Origin of the sequence: Kribbella sp. NPDC056861 (assembly GCF_040687575.1) — a bacterium.
Lineage (GTDB): Bacteria > Actinomycetota > Actinomycetes > Propionibacteriales > Kribbellaceae > Kribbella.
Genome location: NZ_JBFBNQ010000002.1, coordinates 384,965 through 401,278, shown reverse-complemented (window position 1 = coordinate 401,278; position 16,314 = coordinate 384,965). Strand labels below are relative to the sequence as shown.

The window sequence follows — 16,314 nt, the reverse complement described above, 5'->3', positions numbered from 1 at the left end:
TCCGTAGGTCAGGACCGGCCGGTCCCGTAATGTCCAGGGCATCTGACGCCTGAGCAGTGAGGTGAGTGCTTTGCGGTTCGTACGGGGGCAGCAGCCGGAGCAGGACCTGACCTTCAACGACGTCTTCCTGGTGCCGAACAGATCCGCGGTGCAGTCGCGGCTGGACGTCGACCTGGCGACCCGGGACGGCAGCGGGGCCTCGATCCCGATCGTCGCCGCGAACATGACCGCGGTCTCCGGACGGCGGATGGCCGAGACGATCGCGCGCTGCGGCGGGCTGGCGGTGATCCCGCAGGACATCCCGGTCGAGGTGGTGACCGAGGTGGTCTCGTGGATCAAGCAACGGCACACCATCTACGACACCCCGCTGGTGATGACGCCGAGCGGCACGGTCGGCGAAGCGCTGAACCTGTTGCCGAAACGCGGGCACGGCGCGGTGATCGTGGTCGAGAACGGCCGCGCGGTCGGCGTGGTGACCGACGCGGACTGCGAGGGCGTCGACCGCTACACCCAGCTCGCAGGCATCATGTCGCGCGAACCGCTGACCCTTCCGGCCGGCATCGCGGCGGAGGAGGCATTCAATCAATTGCATGGTGGACATCACCGGCTGGCTCCGGTGATCGACGCGGACGGCAGCATCGTCGGCATCCTCACCCGGCAACGTGCCCTCCGCGCCACGCTCTACGAACCTGCTCTGGATGCCCAAGGCAAGTTGCGGGTCGCCGCGGCCATCGGCATCAACGGTGACGCCGAGCAGAAGGCGAAGGCGCTGCTCGACGCGGGTATCGACCTGCTGGTGATCGACACCGCCCACGGCCACCAGGAACGCATGCTCGACGTACTGCGAACTGTCCGCGCGCTGCAGCCCGAAGTACCGATCGTTGCGGGCAATGTGGTGACCGCCGAAGGTGTCGAGGACCTGGTCGAAGCGGGTGCCGACATCATCAAGGTGGGAGTCGGCCCGGGCGCGATGTGCACGACCCGGATGCAGACGGCGGTGGGCCGGCCGCAGTTCTCCGCAGTACTGGAGTGCGCGACCAGGGCCCGCGAGCTCGGCAAGCATGTCTGGGCCGACGGGGGAGTGCGGCATCCGCGGGACGTCGCGCTCGCCCTCGCCGCGGGAGCTTCCAGCGTGATGATCGGCTCGTGGTTCGCCGGCACCTACGAGTCGCCCGGCGACCCGCATCGCGACAGCGATGGCCGCATCTACAAGGAGAGCTTCGGGATGGCGTCGGCCCGCGCGGTAAGACTCCGTACTGCGGACGACACCGCCTTCCAGCGTGCCCGCAAGGGCTTCTTCGGCGAAGGCATCTCGACCGCCCGGATGTACCTCGACCCCGAACGCCCGAGCGTCGAGGACCTGCTCGACTCGATCGTCTCCGGCGTCCGCAGCTCCTGCACCTACGTGGGCGCGACCACCTTGGAGGAGTTCCACCACCGCGCTGTCGTCGGCGTGCAGAGCGCCGCCGGGTACTCCGAGGGCAAACCGCTCAACACCAGCTGGTGACGCGACGACTGCCCTCCCCGAGAAAGGGAGGGCCGTCGTTGTATTGGGTTACGGAGTGGGGAACTTCAGCCGGACGATGACGTTGTCGATGCCGTTCGGGCTGCCACCGTTCATGTCGTCGTTGGTGGAGCTGAGCCACAGCGCGCCGTCGGGGGTCTTGGTGACGCTGCGGAGCCGACCCCAGCGACCGGAGAAGACGGCCTGCGGAGTACCGACACCGTTGCCGGCGGCATTGATCTGCGCGACCCAGAGCTGGCGGCCGGTGACGCCGGCGATGTAGACCCAGTCGTTGACGATCTCGACGCCGCTCGGGCCGGCCTGGGAGGTCGACCAGGTGCGCTTCGGCGCGATGAAGCCGCCGCAGTTGCCGATCGTCCCCTCACAGGAGGGCCAGCCGTAGTTGCCGCCCTTCTGCACCAGGTTGAGTTCGTCCTGGCTGTTCTCGCCGAACTCGGCGGCCCAGAGCTGGCCGCGGGAGTCCCAGGCCAGGCCCTGCGGGTTGCGGAAGCCGAGACCGAAGACGTACCGCGCGTTGCCGCCCTCACTGAAGAACGGGTTGTCGCTGGGCGCAGTACCGTCCGGGTTGATCCGCAGGATCTTGCCGTTCAGCGAGGCGCGGTTCTGCGAGTTGCCGCTGTTCTTGGCGTCGCCGACGGCCGCGTAGAGCTTGCCGTCCGGACCGAACCGCAGCCGGCCGCCGTTGTGGTACCGGTTCTTCGCCAGCCCGGTCAGCACCGGCGACGAGGTGGAGGCCAGGACGCCGTTCTCGTACTTCATCCGCACGACCCGGTTGTCGTTCGCGGCCGTGTGGTAGAGGTACACCCAGTGGTCGGTGCTGAAGGTCGGCGACAGCGCGATGCCCAGCAGGCCGCCCTCTCCGGTGGTGGTGACAGCGCCCGGAACCGTGCCCAGCGTGGTCTTCTGCCCGGTCGCGGTCACGAGCAGAATCTCGAACCGGTCCCGCTCGGTGACGAGCGCGGATCCCGAGTTGTCCGGCAGGAACGCGACGCTCCAGCCCAGGTCGACCTTGGCGATGTCCCGGTCGTACCCCGGGATGCCGCCGGTGCCCGAGCTGGCCGTCCGCACGGACACGGTGTTGCTGGCCGCCGACGCGTTGCCGTCGGGGTCACGGGCCTTGACCGTGAACGAGTACTGCGTGTTCGGCGTCAGGTTCGTGATCGTGGCGGTCAGCGAGCTCGTCGTCGACACCTTGGTGGCGCCCTGGTAGACGTCGTACCCGGCGATGCTGCCGCTGTTGTCCGTCGACGCGTCCCAGGCCAGCGACACGCTGTTCGACGAGGTCGCGGTCGAGCGCAGGTTGCCCGGCGCGGTCGGCGGCGTGGTGTCGCTGCTCGGCGGGGTGGTGAAGGCGACCACGTTGCTCTGCTGCGAAGCGTTGCCGGCGGCATCGAAGGCGCCGATCGACACGTCGTACGCCGTGTTGGAGGTCAGCGTGTCCACAGTGGCGGACAAGGTGTTGGCGTCGACCACCTTGAGCACGTTGCCGCCGCGGTTGATCTCGTACCGGACCACGCCGACGGCGTCGGTGGCCGCGGTCCAGGTGAAGGTCGCGGCGTTCGACTTGATGTTGCTGACGGCAAGGTTTCCGGGGGCCGTCGGTGGGGTGGTGTCGGCGCTGGTCGGGTTGACCGTCAGCTTGTCGGCGTTCGGGCCGCCGTCGGCGGTGGTGGCGCGGGCGCGAATCTTGTTGGTCCCCGCGGCCAGCGTCAGCCTGACCGTCTTGGTCGCCCAGGTGGTCCAGGCGCCGGTGCCGGGGAAGGAGATGCCGACCGCGCCGGCCACGCCGTTCACGGTGAAGTCCAGCGGCCGCTGGGCCGCGGTCCCGTTGGCGTAGCGCAGCGTCACGTCGGCCGGGCCGGCCGGTGCCGTCACCGTCCACTCGACGTAGCTGCCGACGAGGTTGTCGTAGTTGACGAAGCCGGTGCCGGTGTAGCCGGCATGGTTCGACTCGACCACGCCCTGGGAGATCGTCGCGACCTCAGCCTGGTAGTCGGTCGGCGCCGCGTTCGCGGTCGGGGTCAAGGGGGCGAGGGCGAGCGCGACGGCCGCGGCCGTTAAGCCACTGAGCAGCGCACGCCGCAAGGATCGACGGGTCATCGAGGGTCTCCTGATCTCCGGGGCGGGAGGAGTGCCAACTGATAGTTAGGAAAGCTTCCTATTCTAACTATCAGTTGGCATCACACCACCCTGCGTCAGAGCCTGTCAACACTTCGGGAATGCGCTTGCCCGCTTGTTGTCCAGGTCAGAGGTCGGCGACCTGGATCAGCACCTTCCCGGTGGCACCCGACTCGACCGCCTGGTGGGCATCGACGGTCTGGCCGAGCGAGTAGCGGATTAATGGCAGCCCGGCGTCCTCGCCGACCGGCAGTGCGCCGGCCGCGATCGCCGCGTTGATGTCCTCCGCGGCGGCGGTCAGGATCTCCCAGCCGACGGAGTACAGGAGCACGAACTGGTACCGCGCGTTGAGGCCCATGTTGGCGCGCACGTCGAGCTCGAAGGGCTGGTTGCCGTCGTTCGCGTAGATCGCGATGGTGCCGCGCGGTCGCAGTACGGCGAGGTCCAGGGCGTTGTTCGCGCCGGCCGCGACCTCGACGATCAGGTCGACTCCTTCGGGGGCGAGGCCGCGGATCTGCTCGGCGGCGTCCTCGTCGCGGTAGTTCACGACGTGGTGCGCGCCGGCGGTCTCGGCGTACCCGGTCTTGGTGGGGCTCGTCGTCGCGATGACGGTCGCCCCAGCCCAGCGCGCCAGTTGCACGGCCGCGTGGCCGACCGCCCCAGCGCCACCGGCCACCAGAATCACCTTGCCCTCAAGGGCTCCGGGGGACAGGCGAGTCGGTCCGCCCTCGGCGACCGTCAGCGCGCGATGCGCGGTGATCGCGGGGATGCCGATACTCGCGCCCAGGTCGAACGACGCGTCGTCGGCCAGCGGGAACACCCGCTGGACCGGCACGACCGTGTACTCCTGGGCCGTCCCGCTCAAGGGGCGCTGGTACGCCGCCAGGGTCACCCAGACCCGGTCGCCGACTGCCACGCCCTCGACGTCGGCGCCGAGAGCGTCGATGACCCCCGCGCCGTCCTGGTTCGGGACCGACTCGACGGTTTCGCCGCCGTACAGGCCGGTGCGGGCCTTCCAGTCGGTCGGGTTCACGCCCGAGACCGCGACCCGGAGGCGGACCTCGCCGGCGCCGGGTTCAGGGAGATCGCGGTCGGCGAGGCGGAGGACGGAATCGGCCGCGCCGAGCTGGTCAAACACGATTGCCTTCATGCCCAGGTACAAGGCCGAGGCGTCGGCAACTTATTCCGATCTGATCTGATGGGCCCATGGTCGTGCGGAGAAGTGTCGAATGCTGGATGACGAGCGCTGACGGCGAGGTGCTGTTGCTGCACGTGCCGGCGTCCGCCCGGCTGGCGACGGGATTCTGGCAACCGCTGACCGGCGGGATCGAGGCAGCCGAGAAGCCGCTCGAGGCCGTCGTCCGGGAGGTGTGGGAGGAGACCGGCCAGCAGGTCGAGCCGACCGCTTTCCGGTTCGTCGACGACGGTGTCCGGCTGCAGATCGGCTCGGACTTCGAGGTGGTCAAGACGCTGTACGTGGTCGAGCTGCCGTCGCGGGACGTGGTGACGGCACCCGCCGAGCACGACGACCACCAATGGGTGACTCCGGCCGAGGTCGAGCCGCTGCTGCACTGGCAGAGCAACCGGGAGACGTGGCAGCGGATCAGCGCGCTGCTGTGACCTGCCGTACGGCGCCCAAGTGCGGCGACGGGTAAGGTCGATGCGTTTGTCCAGGGAGTAACCACCGTCCGGAGGTTTGTCGTGGTCTCTGCCGTGCCCGCTCACGTCTGGGTGCTCACCGTCGTCGGTCTGCTGGCGATCGTGGCCTTCGACCTGATCGTGATCGCCCGGCGCAACCACACCGTGACGATCAAGGACGCGACCCGGTGGGTGCTGTTCTACGTCGGCCTGGCCGGCCTCTTCGCGGTGCTGTTGTTCGTGTTCGAGCCGGGCGACGCCTCCGGCTCGGAGTTCGTGGCCGGCTACATCACGGAGTACAGCCTCAGCGTCGACAACCTGTTCGTCTTCGTCATCATCATGGCCAGGTTCGCGGTGCCGGCGCTGGCCCAGGACAAGGTGCTCTACATCGGCATCGTGGTCTCGATGCTGCTCCGGGCCGTCTTCATCCTGGCCGGCGCCGCAGCGATCGCCGCGGCGAGCTGGGTGTTCTACATCTTCGGCGCGTTCCTGGTCTACACCGCGGTCCGGCTCGCGCTCGAGGGTGAGAACGAGGAGACCGACTTCCAGGAGAACGCGGTGATCCGCGGCCTGCGCCGGATCCTGCCGCTGCAGCACGACTACGACGGCGCCAAGCTGGTCACGCGGAACGCCAACGGCCGGAAGATGGCGACCCCGCTGGTGATCGTGATCTCCGCGATCGGGATGGCGAACGTGATCTTCGCGCTCGACTCGATCCCGGCGATCTTCGGCCTGACCCAGGACGCGTACGTCGTACTGACCGCGAACGCGTTCGCGCTGATGGGGCTGCGGCAGCTCTACTTCCTGATCGGCGGCCTGCTGGAACGCGTCATCTACCTGAACGTCGGCCTGTCGGTGATCCTCGCCTTCATCGGCGTGAAGCTGATCATCGAGGCGCTGCACGGCTCGCACATCGACGACATCGGCGCGATCCACCTGCCGCACATCGGGATCGCGACTTCGCTCGGCTTCATCGCCGGCACGCTGCTGGTGACGACGGTCGCCAGCCTGATCAAGACCAGCTACGACCGCCGGCGGGTCGAGACGGACTGACCCCGCCGCCCGCTGCGTTCCCGCCGTGGATTCACCCCGGTTGGAGCTGCTACTTGGGGGTACCATCGGAGTTAGCCCGGCCCGGCCGTTCCCCCGTGATGGTCGGGTCGGGTCTTACCGGTTCAGACCGCTTTGCGATACCGCGGCTGACGCGCCTCGATGCGGTAGCCGAGACCCTCGTACAACGCCACGCTGCCGGTCGGGTTCTCGGCGATCGTCCAGAGCCGCGCGGTGCGCACACCCTTGCTCCACAGCTCATGGTGGTTCATCCGCAGCAGTGTCGAAGCTAGCCCTAGCCGTCGCCACGCAGTACGGACTCCGACCCAGGGTGTGTCCGCGGTGCCGTCACTCTCGACTCCACTGATCACCCACCCGGCCAACTCGTCGCCCGCCCAGGCCAGCTGCCACAACGAGTAGTCCGGGAAGTCCTCGGCCACGTCCTTCTCGAACTCCTCGAAGGTGTCCTGGGTGTAGCCGAGTGAACGCTCCCGGAAGACCTCCGCGTTGCCTTCGAAGACCGCACGGTGGTCCTCGGGACCGGCCGGCCGCAACTCCAGCCCAACAGGCAGTTCCACTCGCTCGGCGTCGGTCAGCTCTATCGCCAGCTGCACCCGGCTGAAGGCGATTCCGAAGCCTGCCGCGAGCACGATCTCCCGCTCGGCTTCGTCGAAGACGTTTGCTCCCAAGACCGGCCGCTGCGTGGTCGGATTGGCGGCGAGGTGTTCGCGAGCCTGCTGCTCAGCCGACTGCAGCGTCGCCAGGTCGGTCCAGTCGGTGAGGAGGTAGAGCCGGGTCCCGTCGGTCTCGTCCCACCACGTGAAGGTCATGCGGACGAGTATCGCCGCGGGGGATCTGGGCCGCACCGGATTTGTTCTAGGCTCCAGCCATGCCTGTCCTCGTCGAACCGGCCCTGCCCTCAGGAACTCTCAGCTCGCTCGAGCAACCAGGTCTCGTGGTCGATGGCGAGGTGCGGTTGCGGCCGTGGTGTGACACCGACGCCTCGATGGTGCGGGAGGCGTTCGGGTGTCCGGAGATCCAGCGGTGGCATGTGAGGCGGCTGGACAGCGCGGAGGAAGCGATCGAGTGGACCGCGCAGTGGGGGCCGCGGTGGAGTGACGAGAGCGCGGCGAGTTGGGCGATCGTCGGCGCGGATGACGAGCCGCTCGGGCAGGTGGGGCTGCGGGGGATCTCGTTGGCCGAGGCGTCCGGCGGAGTTTCGTACTGGGTGACGCCGGCGGCCCGTGGCCGGGGGCTTGCCGGTCTCGCGGTCGATGCGATGCGCAAGTGGGCCTTCGAGGAGGTCGGCTTCAACCGCCTGGACATCCACCACTCCACAGCCAACGAAGCGTCCTGCAGAGTTGCCGCCAAGACCGGGTTCGCCTACGAAGGCACGCTGCGCCAGGCGATCCAGCACGCCGACGGATTCCACGACTGGCACCTGCACGGCCGCCTCAGCATCGATGGGAAGAACCATGATTGAACCTCTGCGGGTGATTCAGGTCGGTGCCGGTGCGATGGGGCGGGCCTGGTTGCACAACCTCGCCGGCAACCCCGACGTCGAGCTGGTCGGACTGGTCGACCTCGATCTCGACCTGGCGCAACGGGTGAACGAGGAGGAGTTGGCTGCCCTGGTGCCGGTGGCTGCCTCGTTGTCGGAGCTGACGGCCGTGACCGGCGCAGAGGCGGTCATCAACGTGACCGTGCCGGCCGCGCACAACCCGGTCAACGAGGAGGCGCTGCGAGCCGGGCTGCCGGTGCTCTGCGAGAAGCCGATCGCGCCGACGGTGGCCGAAGCGCAGTACATCGCGAAGGTCGCCGAGGAGACCGGGCAGCTGCTGATGATCAGCCAGTCGCGGCGCTACCTCAACCAGTTCACCGCGTTGTGCGAGACGGCCGCGAAGCTCGGCCCGATCTCCGTGGTGTCCTGCGAGTTCGCCAAGGCGCCGCACTTCGGCGGCTTCCGCGAGGAGATGGCCTTCCCGCTGCTGCTGGACATGGCGATCCACCAGTTCGACTCGGCCCGCGCGCTGCTCGGCGAGGATCCGGTCGCCGTGTACTGCGAGTCGTTCAACCCGGGCTGGAGCTGGTTCGCCGGCGACGCCGCGGCGACCGCGATCTTCGAGTTCCCCGGCGGCGCCCGGTTCGTCTTCAACGGCAGCTGGGTCAACCCCGGTCTGGAGACGCCGTGGCACAGCCGCTGGCGGGTCGGCGCCGAGCACGGCACAGTGCTGTGGGACGGCGAGAACGCCCCGCGGACAGGCGATCCCGAGCAATCGATTGCCGTTGGCAACGCACCGGAGGAGATCGCCGGCTCGCTGGTGGAGTTCGTCCGGTGTGTGCGAACTGGTGAGGCGTCCAGTACGCCGGCGAGCAGTAACGTGCAGAGCCTCGCGATGGTCGAGGCCGCCGTCCGGTCCGGTACCGCGAAACGCCGGGTCGAGCTGGCCGAGGTCCTCGGCGGCGCTGGAGTATCCACGTCTTGACATAAGCGGCGGAGCACAGTTGACTGCCATATAGTTCACGCAGGAAATAAATTCTCGCACCAGTCGGGGTCGCAGCTCAGAGTGACTCCGCCTGGCGCTGATGGCCGCCCAGGTCCCGTGGTGATCCACGGGACCTCGTCGCATTGATTGCTTTAGGCAACTGATCTGCCCGCTTCCGGAGTGGGCCGGAAATCCCTTCTGGGCAAGGCCGCAGCGCCGTCGCCGGCCGCATGGTCAAGGTCCGATATCGACAGTCGTGGCGGCTCTTCCACTCCCCGGGGTTCTGTGCCATCCTCCCGGTGGTGAGCCAAAATCCTATCGGATATCGGTTTGGCTCCAAGAAGTGACGGCTTGTCACAGCACGTGCAGAGCTGGCCGAAGGGACTGTGGGAGTGAGCGGAACGATCGAGGTGAAACCGGCGCCGACCGCGCCGGTGCGCAAGCAGGTGGTGACGCCGACCCGCAGGATCAAGCGGCCGAGCCGCTGGACGGAGGCCAGACGCAGCTTCCGCCGGCACTGGCAGCTGTACCTGCTGATCATCGTCCCGCTGGCGTACTTCGTGATCTTCAAGTACATCCCGATCTCCAACGCGGTGATCGCGTTCAAGGACTACAGCCCGATCAAGGGGCCGTGGGGCAGCGAGTGGGTCGGCTTCAAGAACTTCGAACTGTTCTTCCAGAACCCCGTGTTCTGGTCCCTGGTGAAGAACACGTTCCTGCTCGCCGCCTACACCGTGCTGGCCAGCTTCCCGATCCCGATCATCCTGGCGATCGCGCTGAACGAGATCCGGACCGGCTTCTTCAAGAAGACCGTCCAGCTGGTCACCTACGCGCCGTACTTCATCTCCACCGTGGTGGTGGTCTCGATGACCATCCTGGTGCTGTCACCGCAGATCGGCTTCTTCGACGACGCCCTCGGCCTGTTCGGGATCCCGGAGGCCGACTTCCTCGGTGACCCGAACTACTTCCGGCACATCTACGTCTGGTCCGACGTCTGGCAGACCACCGGGTACTCCGCGGTGATCTACCTGGCCGCCTTGGCCGGCATCGACCCCGCGCTGCACGAGTCGGCCAAGATCGACGGCGCCAGCCGGGTCAAGCGGATCCTGAACGTCGACCTGCCCGGCATCATGCCGACCGCGGTGATCATCCTGGTGCTCGGCGTCGGCAACATCATGTCGATCGGGTTCGAGAAGGCCTTCCTGCTGCAGAACCCGCTGAACCTGGCCCAGTCCGAGATCATCGCCACCTACGTCTACAAGACCGGCCTGCTCAACGCCGACTTCAGCATGGCGACCGCCGTCGGTCTGTTCAACTCCGTCATCAACCTCTGCCTGCTGGTCTTCGTCAACTTCGCCGCCAAGCGGATCACCGGGAACGGACTGTGGTCATGAGCGCCGCGACAAAGGAACAGAAGTCCACCATCGCCGAGACCACCACCGACCGGATCTTCCTGATCGGCGTCAAGGTGATGCTCACCGTCGCCCTGGTCGCGGTGCTGATCCCCTTGGTGTACGTGGTCGCCAACTCGTTCAGCAGCGCGAACGCGGTCAGCTCCGGCCGGGTCTTCCTGTGGCCGATCGAGCCGAGCCTGCGCGGTTACCAGGAGGCACTCAGCGACCCGCAGATCCTCAAGGGCTACTACAACTCGCTGATCTACGCCGTCGGCGGCACCTTCATCAGCGTCTCGTTGACGATCGCGATCGCCTACCCGTTGTCCCGCAAGACCTTCTTCGGCCGCAACGTGATCATGAGCGGCCTGCTGTTCACGATGCTGTTCTCCGGCGGCCTGATCCCGACGTACCTGGTTGTCCAGGACCTGCACCTGCTCAACACCCGCTGGGCGATGGTCATCCCCAGTGCCATCGGCGTCTGGCAGGTCATCATCGCCCGGACGTTCTTCCGCAGCACCATCCCCGACGACCTGTACGAGGCTGCCGTCCTGGACGGCGCGAGCGACCTGCGCTTCCTCTGGTCGGTCGTACTGCCGCTGTCCAAGCCGGTGATCGCCGTGATCGCCCTGATGTACGCGATCTTCCAGTGGAACACGTACTTCGACGCTCTCATCTACCTCAAGGACCCGGGGCTCTACCCGCTGCAGATCGTGCTGCGGAACATCCTGATCCTGAACACCAACGCGGGCGCCGCCGCCGATGTGGCCGCGACCCTCGAACGCCAGCAGCTGGCGAACGTTCTCAAGTACGCGCTGATCGTCATCTCGAGCCTGCCCGTACTCCTCATCTATCCGTTCATCGCCCGGCACTTCACCAAGGGCGTGATGGTCGGCGCCGTCAAGGGCTAGCAGTCAGTCAGTCAGCAGCAAGAAGTTCCAGAGAGGAAACACAGAAATGCGCTCAACCAAGAGCAGGGTGGTGGCCGCCCTGGTGGCAGCCACCGCGCTGGCTGTCGCGGGCTGTAGCTCGGACAAGTCCGACGAGGCCGCCAAGAACGAGGTGAGTGCCGACGGCAAGGTCGTGATCGACACCTTCGCGCCGCAGGGCACCGACGACAACCTCGACACCAACCTGGTGACCAAGGCGATCAGCGACAAGTTCAAGATCCAGTTCCGCTGGCAGACCACCACCTACGACGCCGGGCCGGCCAAGGAGAAGCGCCAGATCGCGCTCGCCAGCGGCGACTACCCGGACCTGTTCATGCTGATTCCGTGGGTGGACGGCATCACCCAGGCCGAGGTGCAGAAGCTCGGCACCCAGGGCGTCGCGCTGCCGATCGAGCAGCTGATCAAGGACAACGCGCCGAACATCCAGAAGCAGCTGGACTCGAACAAGACGCTGAAGGAGATGTCGACCGCGCCGGACGGCCACATCTACGCGCTGCCGCAGTGGTCGGACTGCTACCACTGCACCTACCCGGACAAGCTGTGGATCAACTCGGCCTGGCTGAAGAAGCTCAACCTGCAGATGCCGAAGACCACCGAGGACCTGCGCACCGTACTGCGCGCCTTCAAGACCCAGGACCCGAACGGCAACGGCAAGGCCGACGAGATCCCGATGGTGACCGACGTCCAGGACAGCAGCCTGATGGGCTTCCTGATGAACGCGTTCGCCTACAACCCGGTCGGCGGCAACAGCAACCGCTCGCTGCTCGCGCTGGACGGCGACAAGGTCGTCACGCCGGTCAACTCCGATGCCTGGAAGGAGGGCCTGAAGTACATCAACTCCCTCTTCAAGGAGGGCCTGATCGACAAGGCCTCCTTCACCCAGAACGCGGAGGCGCTGAAGGCCACCGCCAACAACCCGAAGGCGATCACGGTCGGCTCGTCGCCAGTGCTGTGGCCGGGCATCTTCGTCCAGCTCGGCTCCAAGGACGGTCGCGACAAGCAGTACGACTCGGTGCCGCCGCTGACCGGTCCCGACGGCAAGAGCTACACCGGCTACAACTTCCCGAGCTCGACCGGCTACACCTTCATGCTGACCAACAAGGCCAGCAAGGAGGCGCAGGTCGCCGCCGTCAAGATGCTCGACTACCTGTACAGCGACGAGGGCCGCAAGGTCGGCGTGATGGGTCCGGAGGGTGTCGGCTGGTCCAAGCCGCGTCCGGGTGACATCGCGCTCGACGACAAGACCCAGGTCGGCTACTACCGGTTCGGCGAGTCCGAGCACAAGAAGAACATCTCCTGGGACGCGATGGCGCAGTACAACATCACGCTCGACTACCGCAACCAGCAGGCGGTACCGGCCGACATCTACTCGGACGCCGGTCTCGAGCGGCGGCTGTTCCAGGCCACCAAGCAGTACGAGCCGCACGCCGACAAGTCGGTCTGGTTCCCGTCGGCCTCGGTCTGGGTGGACCCGAGCCTGAGCGCCGAGCTGGCCACGCTGCAGACCAACCTGAACAGCTACATCACCCAGAGCCAGCTGGCCTTCATCACCGGCACGAAGAACATCGACACCGGCTGGGACGCCTATGTGAAGGGCCTCGACAGCACCGGTATGACCCGGTACCTCGAGCTCGAGCAGAAGGCCTACGACAAGTACAAGTCCGGCTCCAAGTAGTCCAGTAGATCCAGCCGTGCCGAGGGCTACCGTCTTAGCCCTCGGCACGGCTTCCCTGCGTCTTGAAGGATGCTCCGTATGTCGCACGAACTGTGGTTCCGTACTCCGGCCCCGGACTGGTTCGAGGCCCTGCCGATCGGCAACGGGCATCTCGGCGCGAAGGTGTTCGGCCGGGTCGACGAGGAGCGGATCGCGCTGAACCTGGATGATGTCTGGTCGGGGGCCGGTCCGCGCAAGCTGGAGGTGACGGACGGCCCCGAAGTACTGGCCGACATTCGCCGGCTGCTGCTTGACGAGGGTGATCGGTACGCCGCTTCGGAGCGCTCGCGGGCGCTGCAGGGTCCGCTGGTCGAGTCCTACCAGCCACTGGGCGACCTGCTGATCACGTCGCCGGGCAGCTCCTCTGAGTACCGGCGTTCTTTGGACCTCCGGACCGGAATCGTGGCGGTCGGCTACACCCGGGGAGACGTGAGGTTCCGTCGAGAGACTTATGTGTCCACGCCGGATCAGGTGATGGTCTGGACGATCGAGGCCGATCAACTGGGTTCTGTTGATCTCGATCTCGCGCTGACCAGCCAGCACCCCTTCATCACCGCGGCCGACGGATCGACCGTGACGCTGACCGGCCACGCGCCGTCGGACCTCACCATCGAGTACCGGCAGAGCCCGGAACCGATCCGGTACGAGGAAGGCCGGGGGATCGGCTTCGGTGTAGCCCTGCGCGCCTTCACGACCGGCGGGACAGTCACCCCAAGCAACGCCGGGCTCAGCGTGCGCGGCGCTGACGCCCTCACCGTGTTGTTGTCAGCAGCAAGCACCTTCGAAGGCTGGTCAGTTGCCCCTGGCTCCGATCCGGCGACCGCGTTGCGCGAGGCAACAGAGCTGCTCGACGCCGTCGACCTCGGCAAGCTCAAGCAGCGCCATCTGGAGGACCACACCACCCTCTACGACCGCGCCGAACTGACCCTCGGCGAGCCCGTCGACCTCCCCACCGACGAACGCATTCGCGCCGTCGCCGCCGGCGGCACCGACCCCGGCCTGGCCGCCCTGATCTTCGGCTTCGGCCGCTACCTCCTGATGGCGTCCTCTCGTCCAGGAACGCAAGCAGCGAACCTGCAAGGCATTTGGAACGAGGACCGCCGCCCGATGTGGGCGAGCGACTGGACCAACAACATCAACACCCAGATGAACTACTGGCCCGCCGACGTCGCCGGCCTGCGTGAATGCTTCGACCCGCTCACCGACAACCTCGTCAACCTGGCCGGGTCCGGCGCCGAGACCGCCCGCATCCTGTACGACGCCCCCGGCTGGGTCTCGCACCACAACTCCGATCTCTGGATGGCGAGCTGGCCGGTCGGCGCAGGCGGCGACGATCCCGTCTGGTCGATGGCCGCCACCTGCGGGGTCTGGCTCTCCGCACACCTGATGGAGCATCACCGCTTCCACCCCGACGCAGATTTCCTCCGTGCCAAGGCCTACCCCGTACTCCGAGGCGCGACCGAGTTCGTCCTCTCGATGCTGGTCGAGGACCGCGACGGCCGACTGCAGTTCATCCCCTCAACAGCACCCGAACACCACTTCTACGTAGCATCCGGCGAGAAGGCCTCCGTGGACCTCACCACGACCTACGACAACTGGCTGATCCGCGAACTGGTCGCCAACCTGCAGGAGGCCGAAGCCGAGCTCGGCCTGGCGAGCGAGGTCGCCGCCCGCGGTCAGGCGGCGCTGCTCAGGCTGCCCGAGATCCAGGTCGCCGACGACGGCCGGCTGATGGAGTGGCAGACCGACTGGCCGCCGTCCGAGTTCGATCACCGCCACCAGTCGCACCTCTATGGGCTCTACCCGGGCGCGCAGATGGACCCGGCCAGTACGCCGGACTGGGCGGCGGCCGTGCGCGCGTCACTCGCAGTACGGACCTCCGGTCGTCCGCCGGGTGGCTGGACGAGTGCGTGGCTTATCGCTTTGTGGGCAAGGCTTTTCGATCCCGAGAAGGCCGCCGCGGTACTGCGTGACTACACCAGCCGGCTCGTCTCGGACAACTTACTGCACCGCGACGGCGACATCTTCCAGATCGACGCGAACTTCGGGCTCACCGGCGCGATCGCCGAGCTGCTGATCCAGAGCCATACCGACGTGATCCAGCTGCTGCCGGCTCTGCCTGCCGAGTGGCCGGACGGCTCGTACCGCGGGCTGCGGGCGCGTGGGGGACTGGCTTTCGACGTCACCTGGGTCGGTGGTGAGGTGACGTCGGCTGTGGTGACGGCGGATGTGGCGGGCGCGTACGCAGTACGGATTGCTGGTGGTGCGCCGGTCGAGCTCACCTTGGCGGCGGGCGAGACGGTGGCGCTGTCCGGTTGACGGTAGCGAATAGTTCAGTGAGTGCCCGTGTCGTATCATCGGTTTCGATTCGGTTAGGCATACCTAACTTCTCGATGAGATGGGACAGCTTGTGATGGGATCGGCTCGGCGGGTGGCCGCCGGCGCGGTGTTGATGGCCGTACTGCTGGCAGGGTGTGGCAGCAGTGACAAGTCGGCGAACACCGGGGTCGGTGACACCGAGGTGGCCACTGGCGGCCGGCTGTTCTCCACGGCTGACGAGGCGACCGCGAAGCTCGGTTCGGACGCGGAGCCGGGCGTCTTCCCGCGGACGGTCAAGCACGCGCTGGGTGAGACCAAGCTGGAGAAGAAGCCCGAGCGCGTGGTGGTGCTGGACAGCGGTGAGCTGGACGGCGTGCTGGCGCTCGGCATCACTCCGGTCGGGATGGCGACGAACGCCGGGCAGAGCGGCGTACCGAGCTACCTGGCCGACAAGGCGCAGGGCATCAAGACCGTCGGTGGGGTGAGCGAGCTGAACCTCGAGGCGATCGCCGCGCTGAAGCCCGACCTGATCCTGGGCAGCAAACTGCGCGCCAACGACCTGTACGCCGAGCTGACCGCGATCGCGCCGACCGTCTTCAGCATCCGTCCGGGCTTCCCGTGGAAGGAGGACTTCCTGCTGGTCGCCGATTCGCTCGGCGAGGAGAAGAAGGCCACCGAGCTGCTGAACGACTACCAGAAGCGTGCCGACGAGGTGAAGAGCAAGGTCTCCGGTACGCCGACGATCTCGCTGGTCCGGTTCCGGCCCGGCGACATCCGGCTCTACGGCAACCTGTCGTTCATCGGCGTGCTGCTGAAGGACATCGGCCTGCCGCGGCCGAAGGTGCAAGACATCAAGGAGCTGGCGCTGGAGGTCTCCCAGGAGAACATCGGCCAGGCCGACGGCGACTGGATCTTCTACTCCAGCTACGGCAAGCCCGACCAGACCGCGGAGAACACGGTCGTGAACGGCAAGATCTGGCAAGCGCTGCCCGCGGTCAAGGCCGGCAAGGTCGCCCGCGTCGACGACGAGGTCTGGTTCCTCGGCCTCGGGCCGATCGGCGCGATGGCCACCCTGAACGACCTGGAGAGGCTGCTCGGCGGCAAGAGCTGATCAACTCCTGAC

At 67.0% G+C, this 16,314-nt stretch carries 13 protein-coding genes; 10 read left to right on the top strand and 3 right to left on the bottom strand.

The genetic code is table 11. The features are described from left to right. Positions 1 to 70: 70 nt before the first annotated feature. A complete protein-coding gene (locus AB0P21_RS08860; RefSeq protein ID WP_363695004.1) occupies positions 71 to 1,507 on the top strand; it encodes a GuaB1 family IMP dehydrogenase-related protein in 1,437 nt (478 codons plus the stop codon). A 48-nt stretch (positions 1,508 to 1,555) separates the two neighbouring features. Here AB0P21_RS08860 and AB0P21_RS08855 read toward each other — a convergent pair whose 3' ends face one another. Further along, a complete protein-coding gene (locus AB0P21_RS08855; RefSeq protein ID WP_363695003.1) occupies positions 1,556 to 3,625 on the bottom strand; it encodes a PQQ-dependent sugar dehydrogenase in 2,070 nt (689 codons plus the stop codon). A 145-nt stretch (positions 3,626 to 3,770) separates the two neighbouring features. Then, positions 3,771 to 4,781 carry an NADPH:quinone reductase gene (locus AB0P21_RS08850; protein ID WP_363695002.1) on the bottom strand — a complete coding sequence of 337 codons (1,011 nt, stop codon included), beginning with the start codon at positions 4,779 to 4,781 and terminating at the stop codon, positions 3,771 to 3,773. A 68-nt stretch (positions 4,782 to 4,849) separates the two neighbouring features. Here AB0P21_RS08850 and AB0P21_RS08845 point away from each other — a divergent pair, with 68 nt between their 5' ends. Together AB0P21_RS08845 and AB0P21_RS08840 are read left to right on the top strand one after the other, a co-directional pair. Continuing rightward, the gene (locus tag AB0P21_RS08845) at positions 4,850 to 5,263 is read left to right on the top strand and encodes an NUDIX domain-containing protein (RefSeq protein ID WP_363695000.1); all 414 of its coding nucleotides are present in this window, start codon (positions 4,850 to 4,852) and stop codon (positions 5,261 to 5,263) included. A gap of 81 nt (positions 5,264 to 5,344) precedes the next feature. Further along, positions 5,345 to 6,334, top strand: coding sequence for a TerC/Alx family metal homeostasis membrane protein (locus AB0P21_RS08840; protein ID WP_363694999.1), 990 nt, complete (start codon positions 5,345 to 5,347; stop codon positions 6,332 to 6,334). Between the two features lie 122 nt (positions 6,335 to 6,456). On the opposite strand, the gene AB0P21_RS08835 is transcribed toward AB0P21_RS08840, so the two are convergent. Beyond that, the gene (locus tag AB0P21_RS08835; protein WP_363694997.1) at positions 6,457 to 7,161 is read right to left on the bottom strand and encodes a GNAT family N-acetyltransferase; all 705 of its coding nucleotides are present in this window, start codon (positions 7,159 to 7,161) and stop codon (positions 6,457 to 6,459) included. A gap of 59 nt (positions 7,162 to 7,220) precedes the next feature. On the opposite strand from AB0P21_RS08835, the gene AB0P21_RS08830 reads away from it, so the two are divergent. From AB0P21_RS08830 to AB0P21_RS08800, 7 genes are all read left to right on the top strand, one after another. Then, positions 7,221 to 7,814 carry a GNAT family N-acetyltransferase gene (locus tag AB0P21_RS08830; RefSeq protein WP_363694995.1) on the top strand — a complete coding sequence of 198 codons (594 nt, stop codon included), beginning with the start codon at positions 7,221 to 7,223 and terminating at the stop codon, positions 7,812 to 7,814. After that, on the top strand, positions 7,807 to 8,817 hold the full coding sequence (locus AB0P21_RS08825; RefSeq protein WP_363694994.1) for a Gfo/Idh/MocA family oxidoreductase: 1,011 nt from the start codon (positions 7,807 to 7,809) through the stop codon (positions 8,815 to 8,817). The genes AB0P21_RS08830 and AB0P21_RS08825 overlap by 8 nt, the downstream gene beginning before the upstream one ends. Before the next feature lie 392 nt (positions 8,818 to 9,209). Beyond that, positions 9,210 to 10,211: an ABC transporter permease subunit gene (locus AB0P21_RS08820; protein WP_363694993.1), complete on the top strand. Its 1,002-nt coding sequence runs from the start codon at positions 9,210 to 9,212 to the stop codon at positions 10,209 to 10,211. Then, positions 10,208 to 11,119, top strand: coding sequence for a carbohydrate ABC transporter permease (locus tag AB0P21_RS08815; protein WP_363694991.1), 912 nt, complete (start codon positions 10,208 to 10,210; stop codon positions 11,117 to 11,119). The genes AB0P21_RS08820 and AB0P21_RS08815 overlap by 4 nt, the downstream gene beginning before the upstream one ends. Before the next feature lie 46 nt (positions 11,120 to 11,165). Beyond that, the gene (locus tag AB0P21_RS08810; RefSeq protein ID WP_363694990.1) at positions 11,166 to 12,833 is read left to right on the top strand and encodes an ABC transporter substrate-binding protein; all 1,668 of its coding nucleotides are present in this window, start codon (positions 11,166 to 11,168) and stop codon (positions 12,831 to 12,833) included. A 78-nt stretch (positions 12,834 to 12,911) separates the two neighbouring features. Continuing rightward, positions 12,912 to 15,191, top strand: coding sequence for a glycoside hydrolase family 95 protein (locus AB0P21_RS08805; protein ID WP_363694988.1), 2,280 nt, complete (start codon positions 12,912 to 12,914; stop codon positions 15,189 to 15,191). Positions 15,192 to 15,270: 79 nt separating this feature from the next. Beyond that, the gene (locus AB0P21_RS08800) at positions 15,271 to 16,302 is read left to right on the top strand and encodes an iron-siderophore ABC transporter substrate-binding protein (protein WP_363694986.1); all 1,032 of its coding nucleotides are present in this window, start codon (positions 15,271 to 15,273) and stop codon (positions 16,300 to 16,302) included. Positions 16,303 to 16,314: the final 12 nt, after the last annotated feature.

Bases quoted from the DNA above. Each gene is read 5' to 3' on its own strand.
- AB0P21_RS08815 (WP_363694991.1), top strand. From the start codon at position 10,208: ATGAGCGCCGCGACAAAGGAACAGAAGTCCACCATCGCCGAGACCACC.
- AB0P21_RS08800 (WP_363694986.1), top strand. From the start codon at position 15,271: ATGGGACAGCTTGTGATGGGATCGGCTCGGCGGGTGGCCGCCGGCGCG.
- AB0P21_RS08835 (WP_363694997.1), bottom strand. From the start codon at position 7,161: ATGACCTTCACGTGGTGGGACGAGACCGACGGGACCCGGCTCTACCTC.
- AB0P21_RS08805 (WP_363694988.1), top strand. From the start codon at position 12,912: ATGTCGCACGAACTGTGGTTCCGTACTCCGGCCCCGGACTGGTTCGAG.
- AB0P21_RS08845 (WP_363695000.1), top strand. From the start codon at position 4,850: ATGGTCGTGCGGAGAAGTGTCGAATGCTGGATGACGAGCGCTGACGGC.
- AB0P21_RS08855 (WP_363695003.1), bottom strand. From the start codon at position 3,625: ATGACCCGTCGATCCTTGCGGCGTGCGCTGCTCAGTGGCTTAACGGCC.
- AB0P21_RS08830 (WP_363694995.1), top strand. From the start codon at position 7,221: ATGCCTGTCCTCGTCGAACCGGCCCTGCCCTCAGGAACTCTCAGCTCG.
- AB0P21_RS08810 (WP_363694990.1), top strand. From the start codon at position 11,166: ATGCGCTCAACCAAGAGCAGGGTGGTGGCCGCCCTGGTGGCAGCCACC.
- AB0P21_RS08825 (WP_363694994.1), top strand. From the start codon at position 7,807: ATGATTGAACCTCTGCGGGTGATTCAGGTCGGTGCCGGTGCGATGGGG.